Annotated in this window: 13 protein-coding genes and 2 tRNA genes; 1 reads left to right on the top strand and 14 read right to left on the bottom strand. The window is 61.7% G+C overall.

Annotated features, from left to right (window positions below; translation table 11 throughout):
• Window positions 1-67: 67 nt before the first annotated feature.
• The 7 genes from dxr to rpsB form a co-directional block, all read right to left on the bottom strand.
• Window positions 68-1,393 carry a 1-deoxy-D-xylulose-5-phosphate reductoisomerase gene (gene dxr / locus QZ540_RS02540; protein ID WP_294627496.1) on the bottom strand — a complete coding sequence of 442 codons (1,326 nt, stop codon included), beginning with the start codon at window positions 1,391-1,393 and terminating at the stop codon, window positions 68-70.
• Between the two features lie 141 nt (window positions 1,394-1,534).
• The gene (locus QZ540_RS02535; RefSeq protein ID WP_049341682.1) at window positions 1,535-2,122 is read right to left on the bottom strand and encodes a cell division protein DivIVA; all 588 of its coding nucleotides are present in this window, start codon (window positions 2,120-2,122) and stop codon (window positions 1,535-1,537) included.
• A gap of 232 nt (window positions 2,123-2,354) precedes the next feature.
• Window positions 2,355-3,182 carry a phosphatidate cytidylyltransferase gene (locus QZ540_RS02530; RefSeq protein WP_294627493.1) on the bottom strand — a complete coding sequence of 276 codons (828 nt, stop codon included), beginning with the start codon at window positions 3,180-3,182 and terminating at the stop codon, window positions 2,355-2,357.
• Window positions 3,183-3,270: 88 nt separating this feature from the next.
• A complete protein-coding gene (frr, locus tag QZ540_RS02525; protein WP_005507069.1) occupies window positions 3,271-3,828 on the bottom strand; it encodes a ribosome recycling factor in 558 nt (185 codons plus the stop codon).
• 295 nt (window positions 3,829-4,123) lie between these two features.
• Window positions 4,124-4,867, bottom strand: a complete 744-nt coding sequence (gene pyrH / locus QZ540_RS02520; RefSeq protein WP_005507067.1) for a UMP kinase — start codon at window positions 4,865-4,867, stop codon at window positions 4,124-4,126.
• Between the two features lie 195 nt (window positions 4,868-5,062).
• Window positions 5,063-5,893 carry a translation elongation factor Ts gene (tsf, locus tag QZ540_RS02515; RefSeq protein WP_005507065.1) on the bottom strand — a complete coding sequence of 277 codons (831 nt, stop codon included), beginning with the start codon at window positions 5,891-5,893 and terminating at the stop codon, window positions 5,063-5,065.
• Window positions 5,894-6,046: 153 nt separating this feature from the next.
• Entirely contained in the window at window positions 6,047-6,844 is a 798-nt protein-coding gene (gene rpsB, locus QZ540_RS02510; RefSeq protein WP_005507063.1) for a 30S ribosomal protein S2, read from the bottom strand.
• A 436-nt stretch (window positions 6,845-7,280) separates the two neighbouring features.
• Between rpsB and QZ540_RS02505 the strand changes: the two genes are divergently transcribed.
• Complete coding sequence (locus QZ540_RS02505; RefSeq protein WP_294627489.1) at window positions 7,281-7,994, top strand: M23 family metallopeptidase; 714 nt, start codon at window positions 7,281-7,283, stop codon at window positions 7,992-7,994.
• A 122-nt stretch (window positions 7,995-8,116) separates the two neighbouring features.
• Here QZ540_RS02505 and QZ540_RS02500 read toward each other — a convergent pair whose 3' ends face one another.
• The 7 genes from QZ540_RS02500 to dnaG form a co-directional block, all read right to left on the bottom strand.
• On the bottom strand, window positions 8,117-10,342 hold the full coding sequence (locus QZ540_RS02500; RefSeq protein WP_294627487.1) for a flagellar motor protein: 2,226 nt from the start codon (window positions 10,340-10,342) through the stop codon (window positions 8,117-8,119).
• Between the two features lie 10 nt (window positions 10,343-10,352).
• Entirely contained in the window at window positions 10,353-11,468 is a 1,116-nt protein-coding gene (locus tag QZ540_RS02495) for a hypothetical protein (protein ID WP_294627485.1), read from the bottom strand.
• A gap of 235 nt (window positions 11,469-11,703) precedes the next feature.
• Window positions 11,704-11,777, bottom strand: a tRNA-Ile gene (locus QZ540_RS02490).
• Between the two features lie 109 nt (window positions 11,778-11,886).
• A complete protein-coding gene (locus tag QZ540_RS02485; RefSeq protein ID WP_294627483.1) occupies window positions 11,887-13,092 on the bottom strand; it encodes a glycosyltransferase in 1,206 nt (401 codons plus the stop codon).
• Window positions 13,093-13,387: 295 nt separating this feature from the next.
• Window positions 13,388-14,260, bottom strand: a complete 873-nt coding sequence (locus QZ540_RS02480; RefSeq protein WP_294627481.1) for a phage holin family protein — start codon at window positions 14,258-14,260, stop codon at window positions 13,388-13,390.
• A gap of 669 nt (window positions 14,261-14,929) precedes the next feature.
• Window positions 14,930-15,002 (bottom strand) — tRNA-Asn (locus QZ540_RS02475).
• A 215-nt stretch (window positions 15,003-15,217) separates the two neighbouring features.
• Entirely contained in the window at window positions 15,218-17,281 is a 2,064-nt protein-coding gene (gene dnaG, locus QZ540_RS02470) for a DNA primase (RefSeq protein WP_294627479.1), read from the bottom strand.
• Window positions 17,282-17,284 lie beyond the last annotated feature (3 nt).

The raw sequence follows: 17,284 nt of genomic DNA, 5'->3' as shown, positions 1-17,284 counted from the left end.
TGCCCGAAGCGAAGCGAGGGCGGGTGCCCCTGTAGGAACGAGGACGAACACCGCCCCTCAGAACCGGTTAGTTGCCGGTCATACCCAGCAGCTCATTCGCACGAACGCGAGCCCAACGCTCCGCGTTCAGCACCGCCTCCAGCGTCAAATCAGTGTCAGAGACAGCCTCAGCGCTGCCGGTGTGTTCCTCCAGCACGCGCGCAACCGAATCGACAATATCGGTAAAGCGAATCGCGCCCGCGTGGAATGCCGCCACGGCTTCCTCATTGGCGGCGTTGAACACTGCCGGGTGGGTGCCGCCGATCTTGCCTGCGTCCTTGATCATGCGCACGGCGGGGAATGCTTCCTCGTCCAGCGGCTCAAAGGTCCAGGATGCTGCTTTCGACCAGTCACAAGCGGGCACCGCGCCGGGGATGCGGTGCGGCCAGGTCAGACCCAGGGCGATGGGCAGAACCATGCTCGGCGGCGACGCCTGGGCGATGGTGGAGCCGTCCACGAACTGCACCATGGAGTGCACGACGGACTGCGGGTGAACCGCCACGTCGATACGGTCCAGGTCCACGCCGAATAGGTGGTGTGCCTCGAGCACTTCGAGCGCTTTGTTGACCATGGTGGCCGAGTTGGTGGTGACGACCAGGCCCATGTCCCAGGTGGGGTGTGCGAGCGCCTGCGCGGGGGTCACGTCGTGCAGCTGTTCGCGCTTGTAGCCGCGGAACGGGCCGCCCGATGCGGTGAGGATGAGGCGGTCGATTTCGGCGTCGGTTCCGGAGGCGAGCGCCTGCGCGAGGGCGGAGTGTTCGGAGTCGACGGGCACCATGGGGGTGTCCAGGGGGGATGCGTCGACGGCGGCGCGTACGAGCGGGCCGCCTGCGATGAGGGATTCCTTGTTGGCGAGTGCCACGCGGTAGCCGCTGTTGAGGGCGGTGAGGGTCGGTTCCAGGCCGATGGAGCCGGTGATGCCGTTCAGGACGGTGTCTGCCGGGTGTGCTGCCGCCTGTACGGATGCTTCGGGGCCGTGGGCGATCTGCGGGGTGTAGCCGGTGATTCCGGCTTCGGAGGCTGCCGCTTCGATGAGTTCGCGCAGGCGCTGCGCGTCTTCGGCGGTGCCGCTGGTGGCGACCAGTTCGGCGCGCACGTGCACTGCCTGGCGTGCGAGCAGTTCGAGGGAGCGGGAGCCCGCCGAGAGGGCGACGACCTTCAGCGGTGCGTCGGCGGCGGAGGCACTGGTGCCTTTGAGCGCGGCGAGGTGGTCGATGACTTCCATGGCTTGGGTGCCGATGGAGCCGGTCGAGCCGAGGAGGGTGACGCGCTGCGGTGCGCGGGTGAGTTCTGTGAGGGCGTCGGTGAGGCGGTCACGGCTGCCGCCGACACGTGCTGAGGATCCAAACTTCATGGTTCTAGTGTCTCATGAGCTCGCGGGTGTGTCCGGGTACTGGCGCCGCCCCCATCGTAGAGGCGCCTCAGCATAGAAGGAGTCAGCGTAGAAGAATCCCCCACCCTGTCGTCCGGGGCGGGGGATTCTACACGTAACGTTTTAGAGCAGGTCCTGCAGCAGCTCAATGCAGCGGTCCAGGAAGGCGTCCACCTGGGATTCCTCGTAGCTGACGGTGCCCGAGGCGGGGCGGAACTTTGCGTGGCGCACCACGGAGGGGTCCAGCGGCTCCTCGCTGTTGAGCTGGGCGTACACGCGGTCGCAGATGGCGTCCACGTCGCCGACGAAGTAGCCCATGTGGCGGCGCTTGCTGGGGCGGCGGAAACGCTCACCGGCGGGGCGTTCCAGGCGGCCCGCGAGCAGTTCGCCGGTCTCTACGAGGGAGCGTTCCCAGTTGTCCAGGCCGTACGCCTCAATGTAGCGGCTGCGTTCGAGCTTGGCGAAGCGTTCCTCAATCTTTTCGAGGGCTCGGTCGACCACGTCCAGCTGGTAGCCGCCGGGTTCTTCGCGGAAGACGACCTGGCGGATTCGTCGGGAGGTGTAGAGGTCTTCGGGCAGTTCGGAGGCTCCGCTGAGCTTCTCGTAGTCCTCGGCGAGGCGGGTGAACAGGCGGTCTACTTCACTGCGCTTGTAGCCGGGTTCGGTTTCTGCTGCACGGGCAAATCCGCCTCCGCGGGTGGTGCTTGCCAAGGTGGGCTCCTCTCGACGATTGAACTTTAAGAATACCAATGCGCAGGCTACCTGACGCAAGGTTGGCGTGCGGTGTCTTAGATATAGTCCCTTGCTTTCCTGACTTCTGCGCCCCTATTCAGCGGGTACAGCAAAGCCGGATACAGCAAAGCCGGATACAGCAAAGGCGGGGCGCCCCTCCCCCACTCGTGGGAAGAGACGCCCCGCCTCCGAGCAATAAAAGCTTGAAGCTTTAGAGCGGCATAATAAACCGGAAAATCAGGCAGCCAGCCGCCGCAGCGAAAAGGATCGAATCCAGGCGATCCATCATGCCGCCGTGGCCGGGCAGGATATTCGACATGTCCTTCACACCCATACGGCGCTTGAACACGGACTCCACCAGGTCACCGGCAGTCGAAGCGACCACCATGACCGCAGCTAGCGGAATAGCCCAATACCAGGGCGAACCCATGACCGCCAACGCGATAGCGCCAACCACCGCCGAGCCGACGAAGGAGCCAGCCAGGCCCTCCCAGCTTTTCTTCGGGGAGATCTTCGGCGCCATCGGGTGCTTACCCCAATTCACGCCGGCAATAAAGCCGAACGTGTCATTGCAGATGGCCATCAGCAGAATCATGAGGACGCCGCGCTCGCCGTGGTCGGTCTGGAAGTAGACCATGGCGATGCCCAGCATCAGCGGCACCCACAGCAGCGCGAGGGCGCTACCGCTCAAAGACTTACCCAGTGAGACCTGACGGTCAGCACGCACGAGCGCAGAAGAGAGCAGTAGCACCAGCAGGCTCACCGCCAGGGCGATGCCCAGCCCGGTAAAACCGAACAGGTAAGACACCACCACAATCACGCCGGACAGGCCACCGAGCAGATACTCCGGGATGCCGTAGCCGCGGCGGGTATTGAGCACGTGCCCAATCTCCCAGGCGCCCAGGCCAGCCGCAGCAGCTGCAATCACCACAAAAATCGGCTGGTAGATCAGACCAAGCACCAACAGCACGCCGAAACCAACACCCACACCAATGGCGGCGGGCAGGTTACGACCTGCTTTAGCGCTACGCGACTTCACGGGGGTTACCGCCGTCTGCGGGCTCTGATGTGGAGCCGGCGGCGCGCCTCTCTCTTCTTTCGCTTCTTTGCGTGCACTCATTTGGGGTTTAGACCTCGAGCAGTTCAGCTTCCTTGTGCTTGTACAGTGCGTCGACCTGGTCGATGTGCTTCTTGGTCAGTGCGTCCAGTTCCTTCTCAGCGCGTGCGCCTTCGTCCTCACCGATTTCGCTGTCCTTGACCAGCTTGTCGATAGCGGTCTTAGCGTGGCGGCGGACGTTACGGATGGAGACACGGGACTCTTCAGCCTTGTGGTTGACGAGCTTGGTGTATTCCTTACGGCGCTCAGCGGTCATTTCGGGCATGACAACGCGGATAGCTGCGCCGTCGTTGCTGGGGTTAACACCCAGATCGGAGTCACGCAGAGCCTTCTCAATAGCTGCCAGTGCGGTCACGTCGAAGGGAACGATCTTGACGGTACGTGCGTCCTCAACGTTGAAGGACACCAGCTGCTGCAGCGGGGTCGGTGCACCGTAGTACTCTGCGGTCAGGCCGCTGAAGATTGCGGGGTTCACACGACCGGTACGAACCTTAGCGAACTCAGTCTTGGTTGCTTCGATGGTCTTTTCCATCTTCTCGCCGGCTTCGGCAAGGATTTCTTCGATCACGAAAGGATCTCCTTTGTCGGAATTCTGGGGTGCCAGAATTGTCGGTGGGCGCACGCTCAACCCTCATGATTTCTCACCGGCTCCACGGCGCATCCGAGGCAAAAACCTTAGGAATAACACAAAGTCGGCGGGAAAGAGGCAGAACGTCGTATTTGATATAAGTCTAGACGGTACCGGCGGGCATAAGCGAGTTTTAGCGCCTACCCGCGCGGTACCGTCCAGAATAAGTCCGCGCTATCGAGCACGGTCACAATCAGAGGGGGCATCAGGCATGCCCCAACCTAAAATTTAGGTTTTAGCGAGTAACGAGGGTACCCATCTTCTCGCCCAGGATTGCGCGGGTCACGTTGCCCTCGCCCTGCATACCGAACACGCGCATGGTCACGTTGTTGTCGCGGCACAGGGAGAACGCGGTCTGATCCAGCACGCGAATGTTACGCTGCATAGCCTCATCGTAGGTGAGGTTGTACAGGCGCTCAGCGTTGGGGTCCTTGTTCGGGTCAGCGGTGTAGATGCCGTCCACGCCGTTCTTAGCGACCAGAACCTCATCCGCGTGGATTTCCAGGGCGCGCTGCGCAGCCACAGTGTCGGTGGAGAAGTAAGGCAGACCCGCACCAGCACCGAAGATCACGACGCGGTCCTTCTGCATGTGGCGAATCGCGCGGCGAGGAATGTAAGTCTCAGCAACCTGCGGCATGGTGATAGCGGACTGAACGCGGGTGTCAATACCCTCCTGCTCCAGGAAGTCCTGCAGAGCCAGGGAGTTCATCACGGTGCCGAGCATACCCATGTAGTCTGCACGGGAGCGGTCCATACCCGCCTGAGAAAGCTCAGCGCCACGGAAGAAGTTACCGCCACCAATCACGATGGAGGTCTCAACCTCGCCAACGGTTGCGGCAATCTGCTTAGCGATGCTGCGCACGACCTCGGTCGAAATGCCAACTTCACCGCCACCAAAAACCTCACCGGAAAGCTTGAGCAAAACGCGGCGGCGGCCGGTCTCGTCACGGTGCATCGGGCGGGGATTCGCTTCAGTCATGGTTCCTCCAGTGGCTTACCTAGGGATTGTTATGGGTGATTTGGGCGGGCTCCTGCCGCCTAGTCCTTATCAAGGATACAGCAAAGCCGGGTAGCCACCAGTGGTGACTACCCGGCTTCAGGCTATAATCCCAACCTCATACGATTTCCCTTACCGGGAACCCGTAATACGGGAGGGTAGAACTGCATCGAGTCCTTATGCACCCACGCGGAAACGTGCGAATGCGGTTGCGGTTGCGCCAGCCTCGGACAGAACCTGTGCAACAGACTTCTTGGAGTCCTTTGCGAAGTCCTGATCCAGCAGGGTGTTCTCCTTGAAGAAGCCCTTCAGGCGACCCTCAACGATCTTGTCCAGAATCTTCTCGGGCTTACCCTCAGCGATTGCGGTCTCGCGAGCAACGCGCTTCTCGGTCTCGATCTGGTCTGCGGGGATGGACTCGGAATCCAGGTACTTGGGGCTCATTGCAGCAATGTGCACTGCAACGTCGTGTGCGATCTCGTCGGTGTTCTCACCGGAGACAGCCAGCAGAACGCCAACCTGTGCGGGCAGGTCCTTGGAGGTCTTGTGCAGGTAAACTGCAACGTTCTCGCCCTCAACGCGTGCAACGCGGCGGACAACGATCTTCTCGCCGAGCAGTGCACCAGCGTCGGTGGTCAGCTCCTCAACGGTCTTGCCCTCGTAGGATGCAGCCTGCAGCTCTTCCAGGGTGGAAGCGTCAGCAGCAATAGCAGCCTCGAGCACGTTCTGGCCGAAAGCGATGAAGGGGTCGGACTTTGCCACGAAGTCGGTCTCAGAGTTGACCTCGATCATGTAGCCAACGCCGTTCTCAACGCGTGCAGCTACCAGGCCCTCAGCGGTTGCGCGACCCTCGCGCTTGGTGATGCCCTTCAGACCCTTAACGCGGATGATCTCGGCAGCCTTCTGCTGGTCGCCGTTAGCCTCGTCCAGAGCCTTCTTGACGTCGAGCATACCTGCGCCGGTCTTCTCGCGCAGTGCCTTGATGTCTGCTGCGGTGTAGTTCGCCATTGTGAACTCCTTGTGTTGCTGTAATAAATCGGGATGACATCCCGGTGGTACAAATGGCGGACGGCGCCGCGCCCAGGTCAGGGCGGGCGCCGTCCGAACGTGGTCCCCACAGGCGGGGGCCACAAAGCATAAAGCTTAGTGGGCTAAGAAAGCTTACTTAGCTGCCTCTTCAGCCTTTGCAGCCTCGTGCTGCTCCAGGAGCTCGCGCTCCCAAGCTGCCATGGGCTCCTCAGCTGCTTCAGCCTTGCCGTTCTTCTTAGCGTTGCGCTCGATCAGGCCGGCTGCCACTGCGTCAGCAATCACGCGGGTGAGCAGGTTGACGGAGCGGATAGCGTCGTCGTTACCGGGGATCGGGAAAGCAACCTCGTCGGGGTCGCAGTTGGTGTCGAGGATAGCAACAACGGGGATGCCCAGCTTCTGAGCCTCGTTAACTGCCAGGTGCTCCTTCTTGGTGTCAACAACCCACAGGAGGGAGGGAACCTTGGACAGGTTGCGGATACCGCCGAGGGTCTTCTCGAGCTTCTCGAACTCGCGACGCATGAGGAGCAGTTCCTTCTTGGTGTAGCGAGAACCTGCTACATCGTCGAAGTCAATCTGCTCGAGTTCCTTCATGCGCTCAATGCTCTTGGAGATGGTGCTGAAGTTGGTCAGCATACCACCGAGCCAGCGGTGGTTCACGTAGGGCATGTTCACGCGGGTTGCCTGCTCAGCGATAACTTCCTGAGCCTGCTTCTTGGTACCCACGAACAGGATGTTGCCACCGTGTGCGACGGTCGACTTAACAGCCTCGTATGCCTTATCGATGAAGGCGAGGGACTGCTGCAGGTCGATGATGTAGATGCCGTTGCGCTCGGTCAGGATGAAACGCTTCATCTTGGGGTTCCAACGGCGGGTCTGGTGACCGAAGTGAACGCCGGAGTCCAGCATTTCACGCATAGTTACGACGGGCATGTCGTCTCCTTTGTGGTGCCGCGCGGACCTCCCATTCGGGCTAGCCCAACGCGCGCATAGTAGTTATCAGTTTCTCCTGGCGGCGGTTAGCGTTCACGGTTACCCGTTCAGCTCAGGCCCTAACCACCCCGTATGGGTGGACCGAAGGTCCCTTATCGGCTCCCCGTGGTGAGGATGCCGCTCACGCCGCGCGTCGTCAGTGATGCTGTGCGGAACCCCTTCGAAGAGGGAAAATACCCGCGCAGGCACACTGCAATACGACATTGTACCGTATATTCCGCGATTAATCCGCCGGGTCGGGGTTAAAACCTGCGTGGGCGGTGCGGGTGTGTGCAGGGGCACTGTGGATAACGGATTTTAAGGCGGAAACGGCGGAGTTATCCACAATTTTTCGCGAGGCGCTGCGGGGCGGGGCGATTCGTGATGTGCTCAGAAGATGAAGAAGAGCATTAAGACTTTAGAAGCGGCACTGCGGCACGCTGTGCTGGTGGTGTGCTGCCTGCTGGGCGCGCTCGTGTGTGCTGGTGGGCAGGGCTACGCGGGCGGGCAGGATTATTCGGGCGGGATGGGCGTTACGGGCTGGACTGGTTTTGCAGACGGCGCCGCCTCAAGTGCACATGTTCCCGACAGTACGCAATTTCCCAGCACCGTTGAGCTCGCCGCGAGCCGGCTACGCTACCGCTCCCCCACCGCTGAATCCAGGCCGCACGTGGTCCGCCCCTTTGAGAAGCCCGCCCAACGCTGGAGTGCCGGGCATCGCGGCGTAGACCTCGCCGTACCCGAACACGACCGGCGCGTCTACGCACCGGCACCGGGAACAGTGGTGTTCAGCGGCACGGTCGTCAACCGCAAAGTGCTGGTCATTGCGCATCCGGATGGGCGGCGCAGCACCTTCGAACCCATGGACGAAGCACTCACCGTCGGCACCACGGTTACAGCCGGTGAGGTCATCGGCACCGTCGCCTCCGCCTCCGGCGGCAACAGCGAGCGCCCCTACCGGCGATGCTCCACCCCGTGCCTGTACTGGGGTGTACGCCAGGGAGGCGCCCGCGGGGACGGCAGCGGCAAGGAAGCCGAGTACATCAACCCCATGAGTCTGCTGGGGTCAAAGGAGCCGAGCATTCTACTACCCGTGCCGGGTGGATATTAGACGGGTGCTGGCGGGGGCACCCATTGGGTACAGCTGTGGCCCGTCACCTCCCCAAAAGGAGGCAACGGGCCACAGAATCCAGCCTAGATTGCGTTCTCTAGCGGGGTACTAGAGTCAGCAGCTTACTGGAGGACGTCACCGTCATCAGCACCGAACTGGTTCGGCTGTACAGGCTGCTGAGCAGTCTGACCGGGCTGAACCGGCTGTGCAGGCTGGGTGGGCTGAGTAGGCTGAACCGGCTGTGCGGCCTGCGCATCGTACGCGGGCATTGCCTTGGTCGGTTCGTTCTCGCCGTAGTTCAAACCGTGCTGCGGGGTGAACACCTGAGTCGGCGAATCATCACCCGCGGCGTAGGCGGTGTTCTGCGCCGGGTAGCCGGGCTGAGCAGCGTAGCCGCCCTGTGCAGGGTAAGCGTTCTGAGCTGCGTAACCGTTCTGTGCAGCGTAGCCGCCCTGTGCGTCAGCCTGGGTTGCACCGTAACCGGTCGCAACACCAGCCGCAGCACCCAGCGCAGCAGCCGAAGCGGCACGACGCTCACGGCCCTTCGCGCGAGCCGCCGCAATCTTCTTGCGGAACAGGAACAGCAGAATCAGGATGAGCAGCAGCAGACCCACAATAACCGCGTCCACGATTACGTCAGTCATGCTCAGACCTGACACCGGAACAGTCAGACCGGAGGTGCTACTGACACCGCGGTCGGTCTTGACGCTCAGCTCGCCACCGTTGACGGTGAGCTGCACGTGCTGAGAGTTCTTCGCGAGGCTGTTCGCGGCATCTACCTTCTGCTGGTCCAGCGAGGAGAAGGTCGGAGCCTTGAAGGTGAACTCGAAGGGAGCCGAGTAGTAGTTACCCAGCTTCGAAGAGAGCTTGATTTCAGGGGTCACCGTGTAGTCGGAGCCGAAGGGGTGGTAGCCACCGGGGCGGGTCACGGTAATCTTCGAGTCGGGCAGGTATGCGTTCAGACGCTGGTTGAACTCTGCTTCGTCCTTACCGCGAACCTTGACGCTCACGATGGTGGAGTCGCCGTCCTGGCGTACCTCGGTCTCGTCATCGCCGCCGCCCGCGAATACGTCCTTGAGCTTCTGCTCAGCGCCCGCAACATCCTCGGTCGGGAATGCGTAGAGGAAACGCGCTTCCATGGAACCGTCCAGGCCCAGGGAGGTAGCGACCTTCATGCTCTTCATCTCGATCTGGCGCGAAGAAACGCGGTCAACCGCGATGAGAGTGCTACTACCGCCAGAACGGGAGGAGCTAGCACGGCCTTCGGGGTCAACCATGTAGGACTTGTCGTTGCTGTCCACGATGGTCAGGGTCAGGCCATCACCGTTCGGGGAGCACAGCAGGGAGCAGTCCAGCAGACCCGAAATCTTCTTCTGAACGGTGAAGGTGTTGTCCTTCGCCACTACCTCACGGCTGGCGGAGAAATCGGTGCTGCTTGCGCCAAACAGCTTCTTGAGACCGCTGCCCAGGTCCTCAATCGAAGAAGCGCTAAAGGTCAGGGTACGACCCACTTCTTCCTTGGCGCTGGCAGTCGACGCGGAGGGGGCGTATGCCTTCGCCTGCGAGGACTCCAGGCCCTTCTTCAGCTCGGAGCCTTCAGGCTTGACCTGGTTCAGGTAGGCGTCGACTGCCGAGGCAGTCTCGGTGTTCATGATTTCCTTCGCGACGAAGGAAACCATCACGGAGTAACCGCCGTCCTTCTCCTTCACGTCAAGAATGACGTTACGGAAACCGCGGTCCTGAACATCCTTAGCGGAAATCTTAGACCCACCGGAGTTCTTCACTTCCTTCTCGCCAAACTTCACAGTGGTTTCATCACTACTGCTGAGAACGCTGTTCTTGTTGGATGCAGACACCACACCGTCCACTACCAGAGCTTCAGGAAGCCAGCCCAGCAGGTCGCCCGAGCTGAAGTTTTCCTTCACCTGAATACCCTGCACCAGGCCCTGGTCAGAGTTGACGATGCTGATCTGCGGCTTGATGTCGGAGCCGGAAGCCTTCAGCAGGGAGGTCACCTTGGAGTGGTACTCGTCCACGGAGGAGAAGGAGACCTTGAAGGTCGCACGAGCCTTCTCGCCCTCAGACTGAATACCTTCGTACTCCATGCCCTCGGGCAGGTGCTTACGAACGGACGCATCCAGCGCCTGGGTGCCGCCCTTAACCTTGTCCTGGTTATCCTTCATGTTGAAGGAAACCAGAATCGTACGAGTACCCTTCTCGGCGCTCTCAAGACCCAGCTGGGTCTCAATCTTCGCGCTACAGGCACTCAGAATCAGCGCTGCAATGGTCAGCAGAACCGCCAGGAACATCCAGCGCTGACGAGCCGGTGCAGCCGGGGTATGAGTCATCGCGTGCATTCTAGGCTCCCATCAGGCGAATAGCCACGTAGTAAACAACCATGGATGCCAGAACCCATGCGGTGCTCAGCGCCGCGTGCATGATAATCGGGGACTTCGCGAAGCGGCCCAGACGGTTCAGGCCCAGGTAGGTCAGAGCCTCACCCGAGAACACCGCAAAAGCAAGCACCAGAACCATGAGCATGGTCAGGAAGAACGCGCCGTCACCGCTACGGGTGAGGCGCAAGAAGAACACGAGCAGGTTCAGCAGCAGGAACGAAGGAATCAGCACCAGAGAAGACACCGACACAGCGTGCATACTCGCGGTGAAGGACGCCGGCGCCTTGCCAATGCGCGCGGTCAGCTGCAGCTGCACACCGCGCAGAACCTGCACGCCGAAGATGGCGAGAGCCATCAGCACGTACGCCAGAATCATGCGTCCGGTCGGCACAGCCTGTGCGGCGTAGGCACCACCGTAGGCAGCACCACTTCGGCCACCAAACATGTAGCCCAACATGGACATCATGACAACCGCCGCCAGAATTACCAGCTGGCTGAAGAAGAACGCGCCCACCAGCGCCTGCAGAGTCGTGGGAACAATCCAACCCCACGCACCTGCGGAAGAGATGCGAGCGTGCGCGGTCGCCGGGTTGCTGGAGAAAACGTCCAAGAACGCGTTCCAGGTAGCACCCAGTGCCTTCACCGCCGGATGCGGTGCGCTCGGCGCATAAGTTGCCTGGCCGGGCTGACCCGGCTGCGCTGCACCGGGCTGAGCAGTACCGGGCTGTGCAACATCGGGCTGGGGTGCGGCGGCAGGCTGACCGGGCTGTGCGGGAGCTGCCTGAGCCTCAGCATTCGGCTGTGCATTAGCGCTCGCCGGAGCGGGCTGGGGCGCCTGCTGCGACTGAACGGGCTCAGGCTGAACGGGCTGCTGAGGTGCTACCGTTGCGGCAGGCTGAGCAGCATTACCCGGCTGGCTCGACTGCACGGGCTGGCTCGGCTGAGCAGCCTGAGCTACATTACCCGGCTGAGCAGCCTGGCCCGGAAGCGAAGCGTCCTGTGCGGGGTGTGCGCCGGCGTCGTAGCCGTAGCCTCCGGCTACACCCTGCGACGGGTTGTTGGGAGTGTTCTCCGACATTGAGATCCTCTCGTATGGTGTGTGGAAGCAACACCGCCAGCAGAATCGGCACCTACCGGCAGCATCGCCCTGCCTTTCGTGACAAGACCCTTCAACCCTACCCTATCGAGAACTATGATGCGTCTTCGTTCGTCATTTACCCATTTTCATCACCGTTGATGCATTCCATGCACGAAAATAGGGCGCGAAAAAGCCCCGCCCGCCGACAAGTGGGTGAAGTCGACGGGCGGGGCCGTAGGGAGTGCGGGGCTCGAACCCGCGACCAAGGGATTATGAGTCCCCTGCTCTAACCGGCTGAGCTAACTCCCCATCCGGTGCAGCGACGGCGCGCAAGGGGCGCCAGCACCATCCTCTAGAGTACCTGAACAGCGACTGAGAACGAAAAACGCTCAATCAACTACTCAGCACCTAAAGAAGCTTATCGGCGCGAATCCAGGTAACGCTGGTACGGAGCGTCGCTCACGTACAGCTCCTCGAAGGTACGCCAGGTGTTCTCCGCACTGTGGAAGCCCACGATGCGGCGGGACTCGCGGCCCATCTGCTCACGCTCAGCAGCAGGCAGGGAGAGCACAGCCTCCAGCTTCTTCGCCAAATCCTGAGCGTTATTGGGTTCGAAGAGGTAACCGTTCACGCCATCCTCCACCAGGTGCGGCAGAGCCAGCGCGTTCGCGAGCACCACGGGGGTGGAGGCGCTCATCGCCTCCAGAGAGACGAGAGACTGCAGCTCAGCGGTGCCGGGCTGGCAGAACACGTCAGCCATCTGGTACACCTCGGGCAGATGCTCATCCGGAACGAAGCCGCGGAAAATCACGCGGTCGGACACACCGCAATCGTGCGCCTTCTGTTCGAGTGCCTCACGTAGCTCACCGCCACCGGCGATATCCAGCACCACGTGCTCGAGGGTATCGGGCAGCAGGGAGAGCGCCTCGATGAGCACGTCCACGTTCTTCTCTTCGGCAAGGCGACCCACGAATGCAATACGCAACTCACCGGGGACCTTACCGGCGTCGGCGCCCTCAGCCAGCTCGTAGTCACTGATCTCAATACCGTTAGAAACCGGCATGACCGGGCGGTCAAAATGACCCAGGTCGCGCATCGCATCCGCACCGATCTGGGTGGGGGTGGTGACGACCGCGGTCTTGGAGAAGCAGAAACGCATGTCCTTCCAGGTCACCTTCTCAATCACGCGCTTCACGGGAGAGGGGAACGGCAGGAACGGATCCAGGTTCGCGGGCATGAAGTGGTTGGTTGCGATCACGCGAATACCGCGGCGCTTTGCCTGGAAAATCAGGGCGCGACCAATGATGTAGTGGCACTGCACATGCACCACATCCGGGCGGACCTCGTCGAGAATCGCGCCGACCTCGGACCAGATCTCCCAGGGCAGGCAGATGCGGTTCGTCTCGTGGGTCGGGGGCAGGTGCGAGCGCAGGCGGTGCTCCACGATGCCGCCCTCTACCTCGGTACGGTAGCTGGGGCCGGGGATGGGGCTGGCGGCGACCACGTGTACGGAGTGGCCGCGCTTGAGCATGGAGGTGGCGAGGCGGTGACCGAATTGTGCTGCACCGTTGATGTCCGGCGGGTAGGTTTCTGCGCCAATCAGAATCGTCTTTGCCTGTTCCATGACGGGGCTCCTCATCGGGGTGTAGTGTGTCGGTGACTTTGGGGTTTCGGGTGCGACGGTGCGCCGCTTCTACCTCTGTCTGCCGCGTGCACCGGGTGGGTCCAGTACGTACAGCACTTGTCTATTCTACCTGTGAGCTGCGTCCTTCTCCGACTTGTGGCGGGCGGCTTTGGCTGGGAGTTACCTCTAAACCAACCGTTGAGACAGGCGCCGGGAACCTGCCCGTAGACGCACAAACGCCCCGATACGAATATCGGGGCGTTTGGACGCTTGGCGTTAAACCCTTGTGCCGGTTTTAGCGGCGAACCAGGCGGTTCAGGAAGTGCAGGACGGTTGCAATGGATGCACCCAGTGCTGCGAAGGACTTCCAGCGTGCCTGCAGAACCTCGGGCTTGCGCACGTTCTCTGCCAGGCCGCGGCCGGTAGCTGCTGCACCTGCAGCAACCTCGGAGGGCACTGCCTTGAGTGCATCCAGAGCCTGCTGGGTGTTGGACTGAACGTCGCCGGTGTAGGACTGCAGGTCGTCGCGCAGGGCTGCCAGGTGCTGGCGACGCTCTGCGGTGCGCTGCTTGAGCTCTTCGAAGGTCGGCGGCTTGGGCTCTTCCTCACCGCGTGCCTTGCGCTCTTCAGCTTCCTTACGGGCGCGTTCTGCTGCCTCTTCGGCTTCCTTAGCCTTCTGCTCGGCGCGCTCTGCCTGTTCCTTCTTCAGGCGCTCAGCGGACATGGCGGTACCTTCCTTGAGTACGCCGAGGTCGAAGAGCAGACCGAAGATTGCGGATTCGGGCTTGAACGGCAGCTGAGCCTTGACCTTCTTCAGACCGACCAGTGCGCAAATTGCCAGGACGATGAGGAAGATGAGGGCGAAGATCAGCGCGGATGCCCAGTAGGGCATGACGGTGCCGAGGCCGAGGATTGCTGCGGCGACCAGCGCAATGATCAGGAACAGACCGAAGACTGCTGCGACGCCGAAGAAGGCTGCGCCCTTACCAACGGCGATGCCCTTGGTCTTCAGCTCGTGCTTTGCAATCTGGATTTCGTCCTTGATCTGGCTGGGTCCGAGGGTCTTGAAGGTTTTGCCAGCGTCGATGATGTTCGCGACGCCGGACTTAATCCCGCTGATGCCAGCAAAGAAACGCTTGGGTGCCTTGGGATTAGTAGTAGTGGTCATGACCACCTCTCCGTGACGTGTTTTTGGAGGCTTCTTTTTCGCACTCCACCTCCTATAGTTTAGCCCCTTATGGTACCCCCGCGTGACCGTTTGAACGGGGGTTTACGCTATCTCTTCAGGTATTTTCGACTTTCTGAGGTCTGTATTGAGCTGCGGGCGTAGCATTCTGGGCTTGGTTGCGTCTGTGGATTTGCTCTGGAGTAGGTGTAAGAGGGTGCCGGAGGGGCACTCCCCCGCGGTATCCGGGAGGCGGGTGCGGCGCGTGTGGACGGGGTGAACTTTTCGGTGCGTTAGACTTCATATTTTTGCGCGGTGGGGCATCTTTGCCTCGCCGGTGACGTAAGCCCGAGGGGTTACTGGTGCACGGTTTAGAGGGAACGTTCCGACTGGACTCGAACCAGCGAGGCAAAGATTTTCCGAGCGCGCGAGGAACCAAAAATCTCAACCACCCCGTATGCCACTGTTGCTCTGGACTCGACACAGCGGGGTGACGGTTTTTCCGAGCGCGCGAGGAAGTAAAAACCGTTATCCCGCCGAGGGCGTAAGCCCGAGGGCCTGGAGGGAGCGCCCCAGCGCTCACGTAGGGTGGAGTGGTTACTGGTTCGAGCCAGAGGAACAGATAAAGCAAGAACCCCCGAGGCGAAGCCTCAGGGGTTCTTGCTTTATGCGCTCCCCCGACTGGACTCGAACCAGTAACCCTTCGATTAACAGTCGAATGCTCTGCCAATTGAGCTACGGGGGATTATTTTGTTTTCGTTGCTGGTTTCCCTTGCAACGAGTAATAACTATACCGGGACTGCTTGGGCTCCGCAACTTGAAATGCTATGAAGTGCATCACTCTTTGGGCTGCGTGATTAGAGTGGGGCTTAGGTTCCGGTTAACCCGCGCTACTCCCCCAGCTGTCTGCGGAACGTAAAACGCTCGGCAGACAGCCGGGGCTCCCATAAGGAATCGTGCTTAGCCGCGCTGGGCGCTGAGCTGTCGGCGGCGCATCTCCAGTTCCAGGAGCTGACGCTGTACCGCCTCGAACTCTTCGTCGTCCGGGTTAGCGCTGAGCTGTTCCAGGCGCATCATCAGGTCGGATTTTTGGCGGGCAATCTGCTGTTCGAACAGGGCGTTGAGCGCGCCGGTGACGAAACCGGGCAGACGCTCGGCACTGCTGACCGGTAGCGGTGAGACGGCGAGCTCCGCGATGGCGGGGTGTACGCCTTCTACCGCGCCGGAGCGCACGCAGTTAATCCATTCGATGCCGGGGGTGGGTGCCATGACGGTTGCCGCGTGAATAATGCCGGCGGCCACCTCGCGGTGGGTGCGGTAGCGGAACTGCACGGTGGCGAGGTTACGCCACTGCTCCACGCTGATGAGCTCGGGGTGCTGCAGGGCAATCTCGAGCGCAGCCTTTTCGAGGCGTGCAACCGGGTCGCGCGGGTCGGGGGTGAGGAACTCCTCGACTGCGGGGGCGGTCGCCTCCGGCTGGGGTGCGGCGGGCTGAATGCTGCTCGGCGGGTGCGCGGCGGCGTTCTGCCCGGCGTAGGCGCTGGGCGCGGCGTAATCCTCCGGGGGCGGTGAATCGTAGGCGGGGTCGTAGGGCGCGTCGGTATGTGCCATACCGGGCTGACCCTGCGAGCCTTCGTTCAGACGCTCGTAACGCGGCGTGGCGGCGGTAGCCTCCGCCTGCTGGGTGCGCGAAAGCTTCGGGTGGTTCTGCGCGTACGCCACGGCACGCTGAATCTCGTCCAGCTCCAGGCCGAGCTGACCGGAGACCTTACGCATGTAGGCGGGACGCAGGTCGCGGTCCTTGATGCCGGCGATAATCGGGGCGATGGCGCGCATCGCCAGCACGCGGCCTTCAAGGGTCGCCAGGTCGTACTTGGCGAGGGTCGAATCAATCGCGAACTCGAACAGCGGGCGGCGCGAAGCAATCAGCGAGCGCACGGCGGCGTCGCCCTTGTGCAGGCGCAGGTCGCAGGGGTCCATGCCGTTCTCGGCAACCGCCACGAAGGTCTGCGCGACGAAACGCTGATCCTCCTGGAAGGCAGCCATGGCGGCTTTCTGACCTGCGGCGTCGCCGTCGAAGGTGAAGATAATTTCGCCGCCGGAGCCGTCGTCGGTAATCATGCGGCGCACCATCTTGATGTGGCCGGGGCCGAAGGCGGTGCCACAGGTGGCTACGGCGGTGGTGACGCCGGCAAGGTGTGCCGCCATGACGTCCGTGTAGCCTTCCACGATGACGACCTGCTTGGTCTTGGTCATATCGCGTTTTGCCAGGTCAATGCCGTAGAGCACCTGGGATTTCTTATACAGCTGCGTTTCGGGGGTGTTGAGGTATTTGGGGCCCTGGTCGTCATCAAAGAGGCGGCGGGCACCAAAGCCGATGGTCTCCCCGGCAATAGTACGAATCGGCCAGATGATGCGGCCGCGGAAGCGGTCGTACAGGCCGCGGTTGCCCTCGGAGAACATGCCGGTCGCCTTCAGCTCCTCGTCGGTGAAGCCCTGGGAGCGAAGGTGCTTGAGCAGGTGGTCCCAGCCGCGGGGTGCGTAGCCGACACCGAACTTGCGGGTTGCGGCGGGGTCAAACCCGCGGGCACCGAGGAAGCGCTGCGCCTCCTGCGCATCAGCGCTATAGAGGTTGCGTTCGAAGAACTCGGCGGCAATCTTGTGCGCATCGAGCAGGCGGCGGCGCATACCCGCCTCGTAGCGGTCGCCGGGCTTACCGCCCTCATAGTGCAGGGTGTAGCCAATACGGGCGGCAAGACGCTCCACCGTCTCAACGAAACTGGTGTGCTCCATCGCCATGACGAAGGAGTACACGTCACCGGATTCACCGCAGCCGAAGCAGTGGTACGAGCCGACCTGCGGGCGCACATTGAAGGAGGGCGTGCGCTCGTCATGGAACGGGCACAGCCCCTTGAAGGTGCCTATACCGGCGCTTTTGAGGCTCACGTAGCCTTCAATGATTTCGCGGATATCGGTACGGGCGCGGACTTCGTCAATGTCTTCTTTGCGGATTAATCCAGCCATAAA

Origin of the sequence: uncultured Rothia sp., from assembly GCF_916049665.1 — a bacterium.
In the GTDB taxonomy this organism is placed as follows: Bacteria; Actinomycetota; Actinomycetes; order Actinomycetales; family Micrococcaceae; genus Rothia.
Note: the sequence above shows the minus strand (reverse complement) of the source record. Positions and strands in the feature narration are given on the sequence as shown.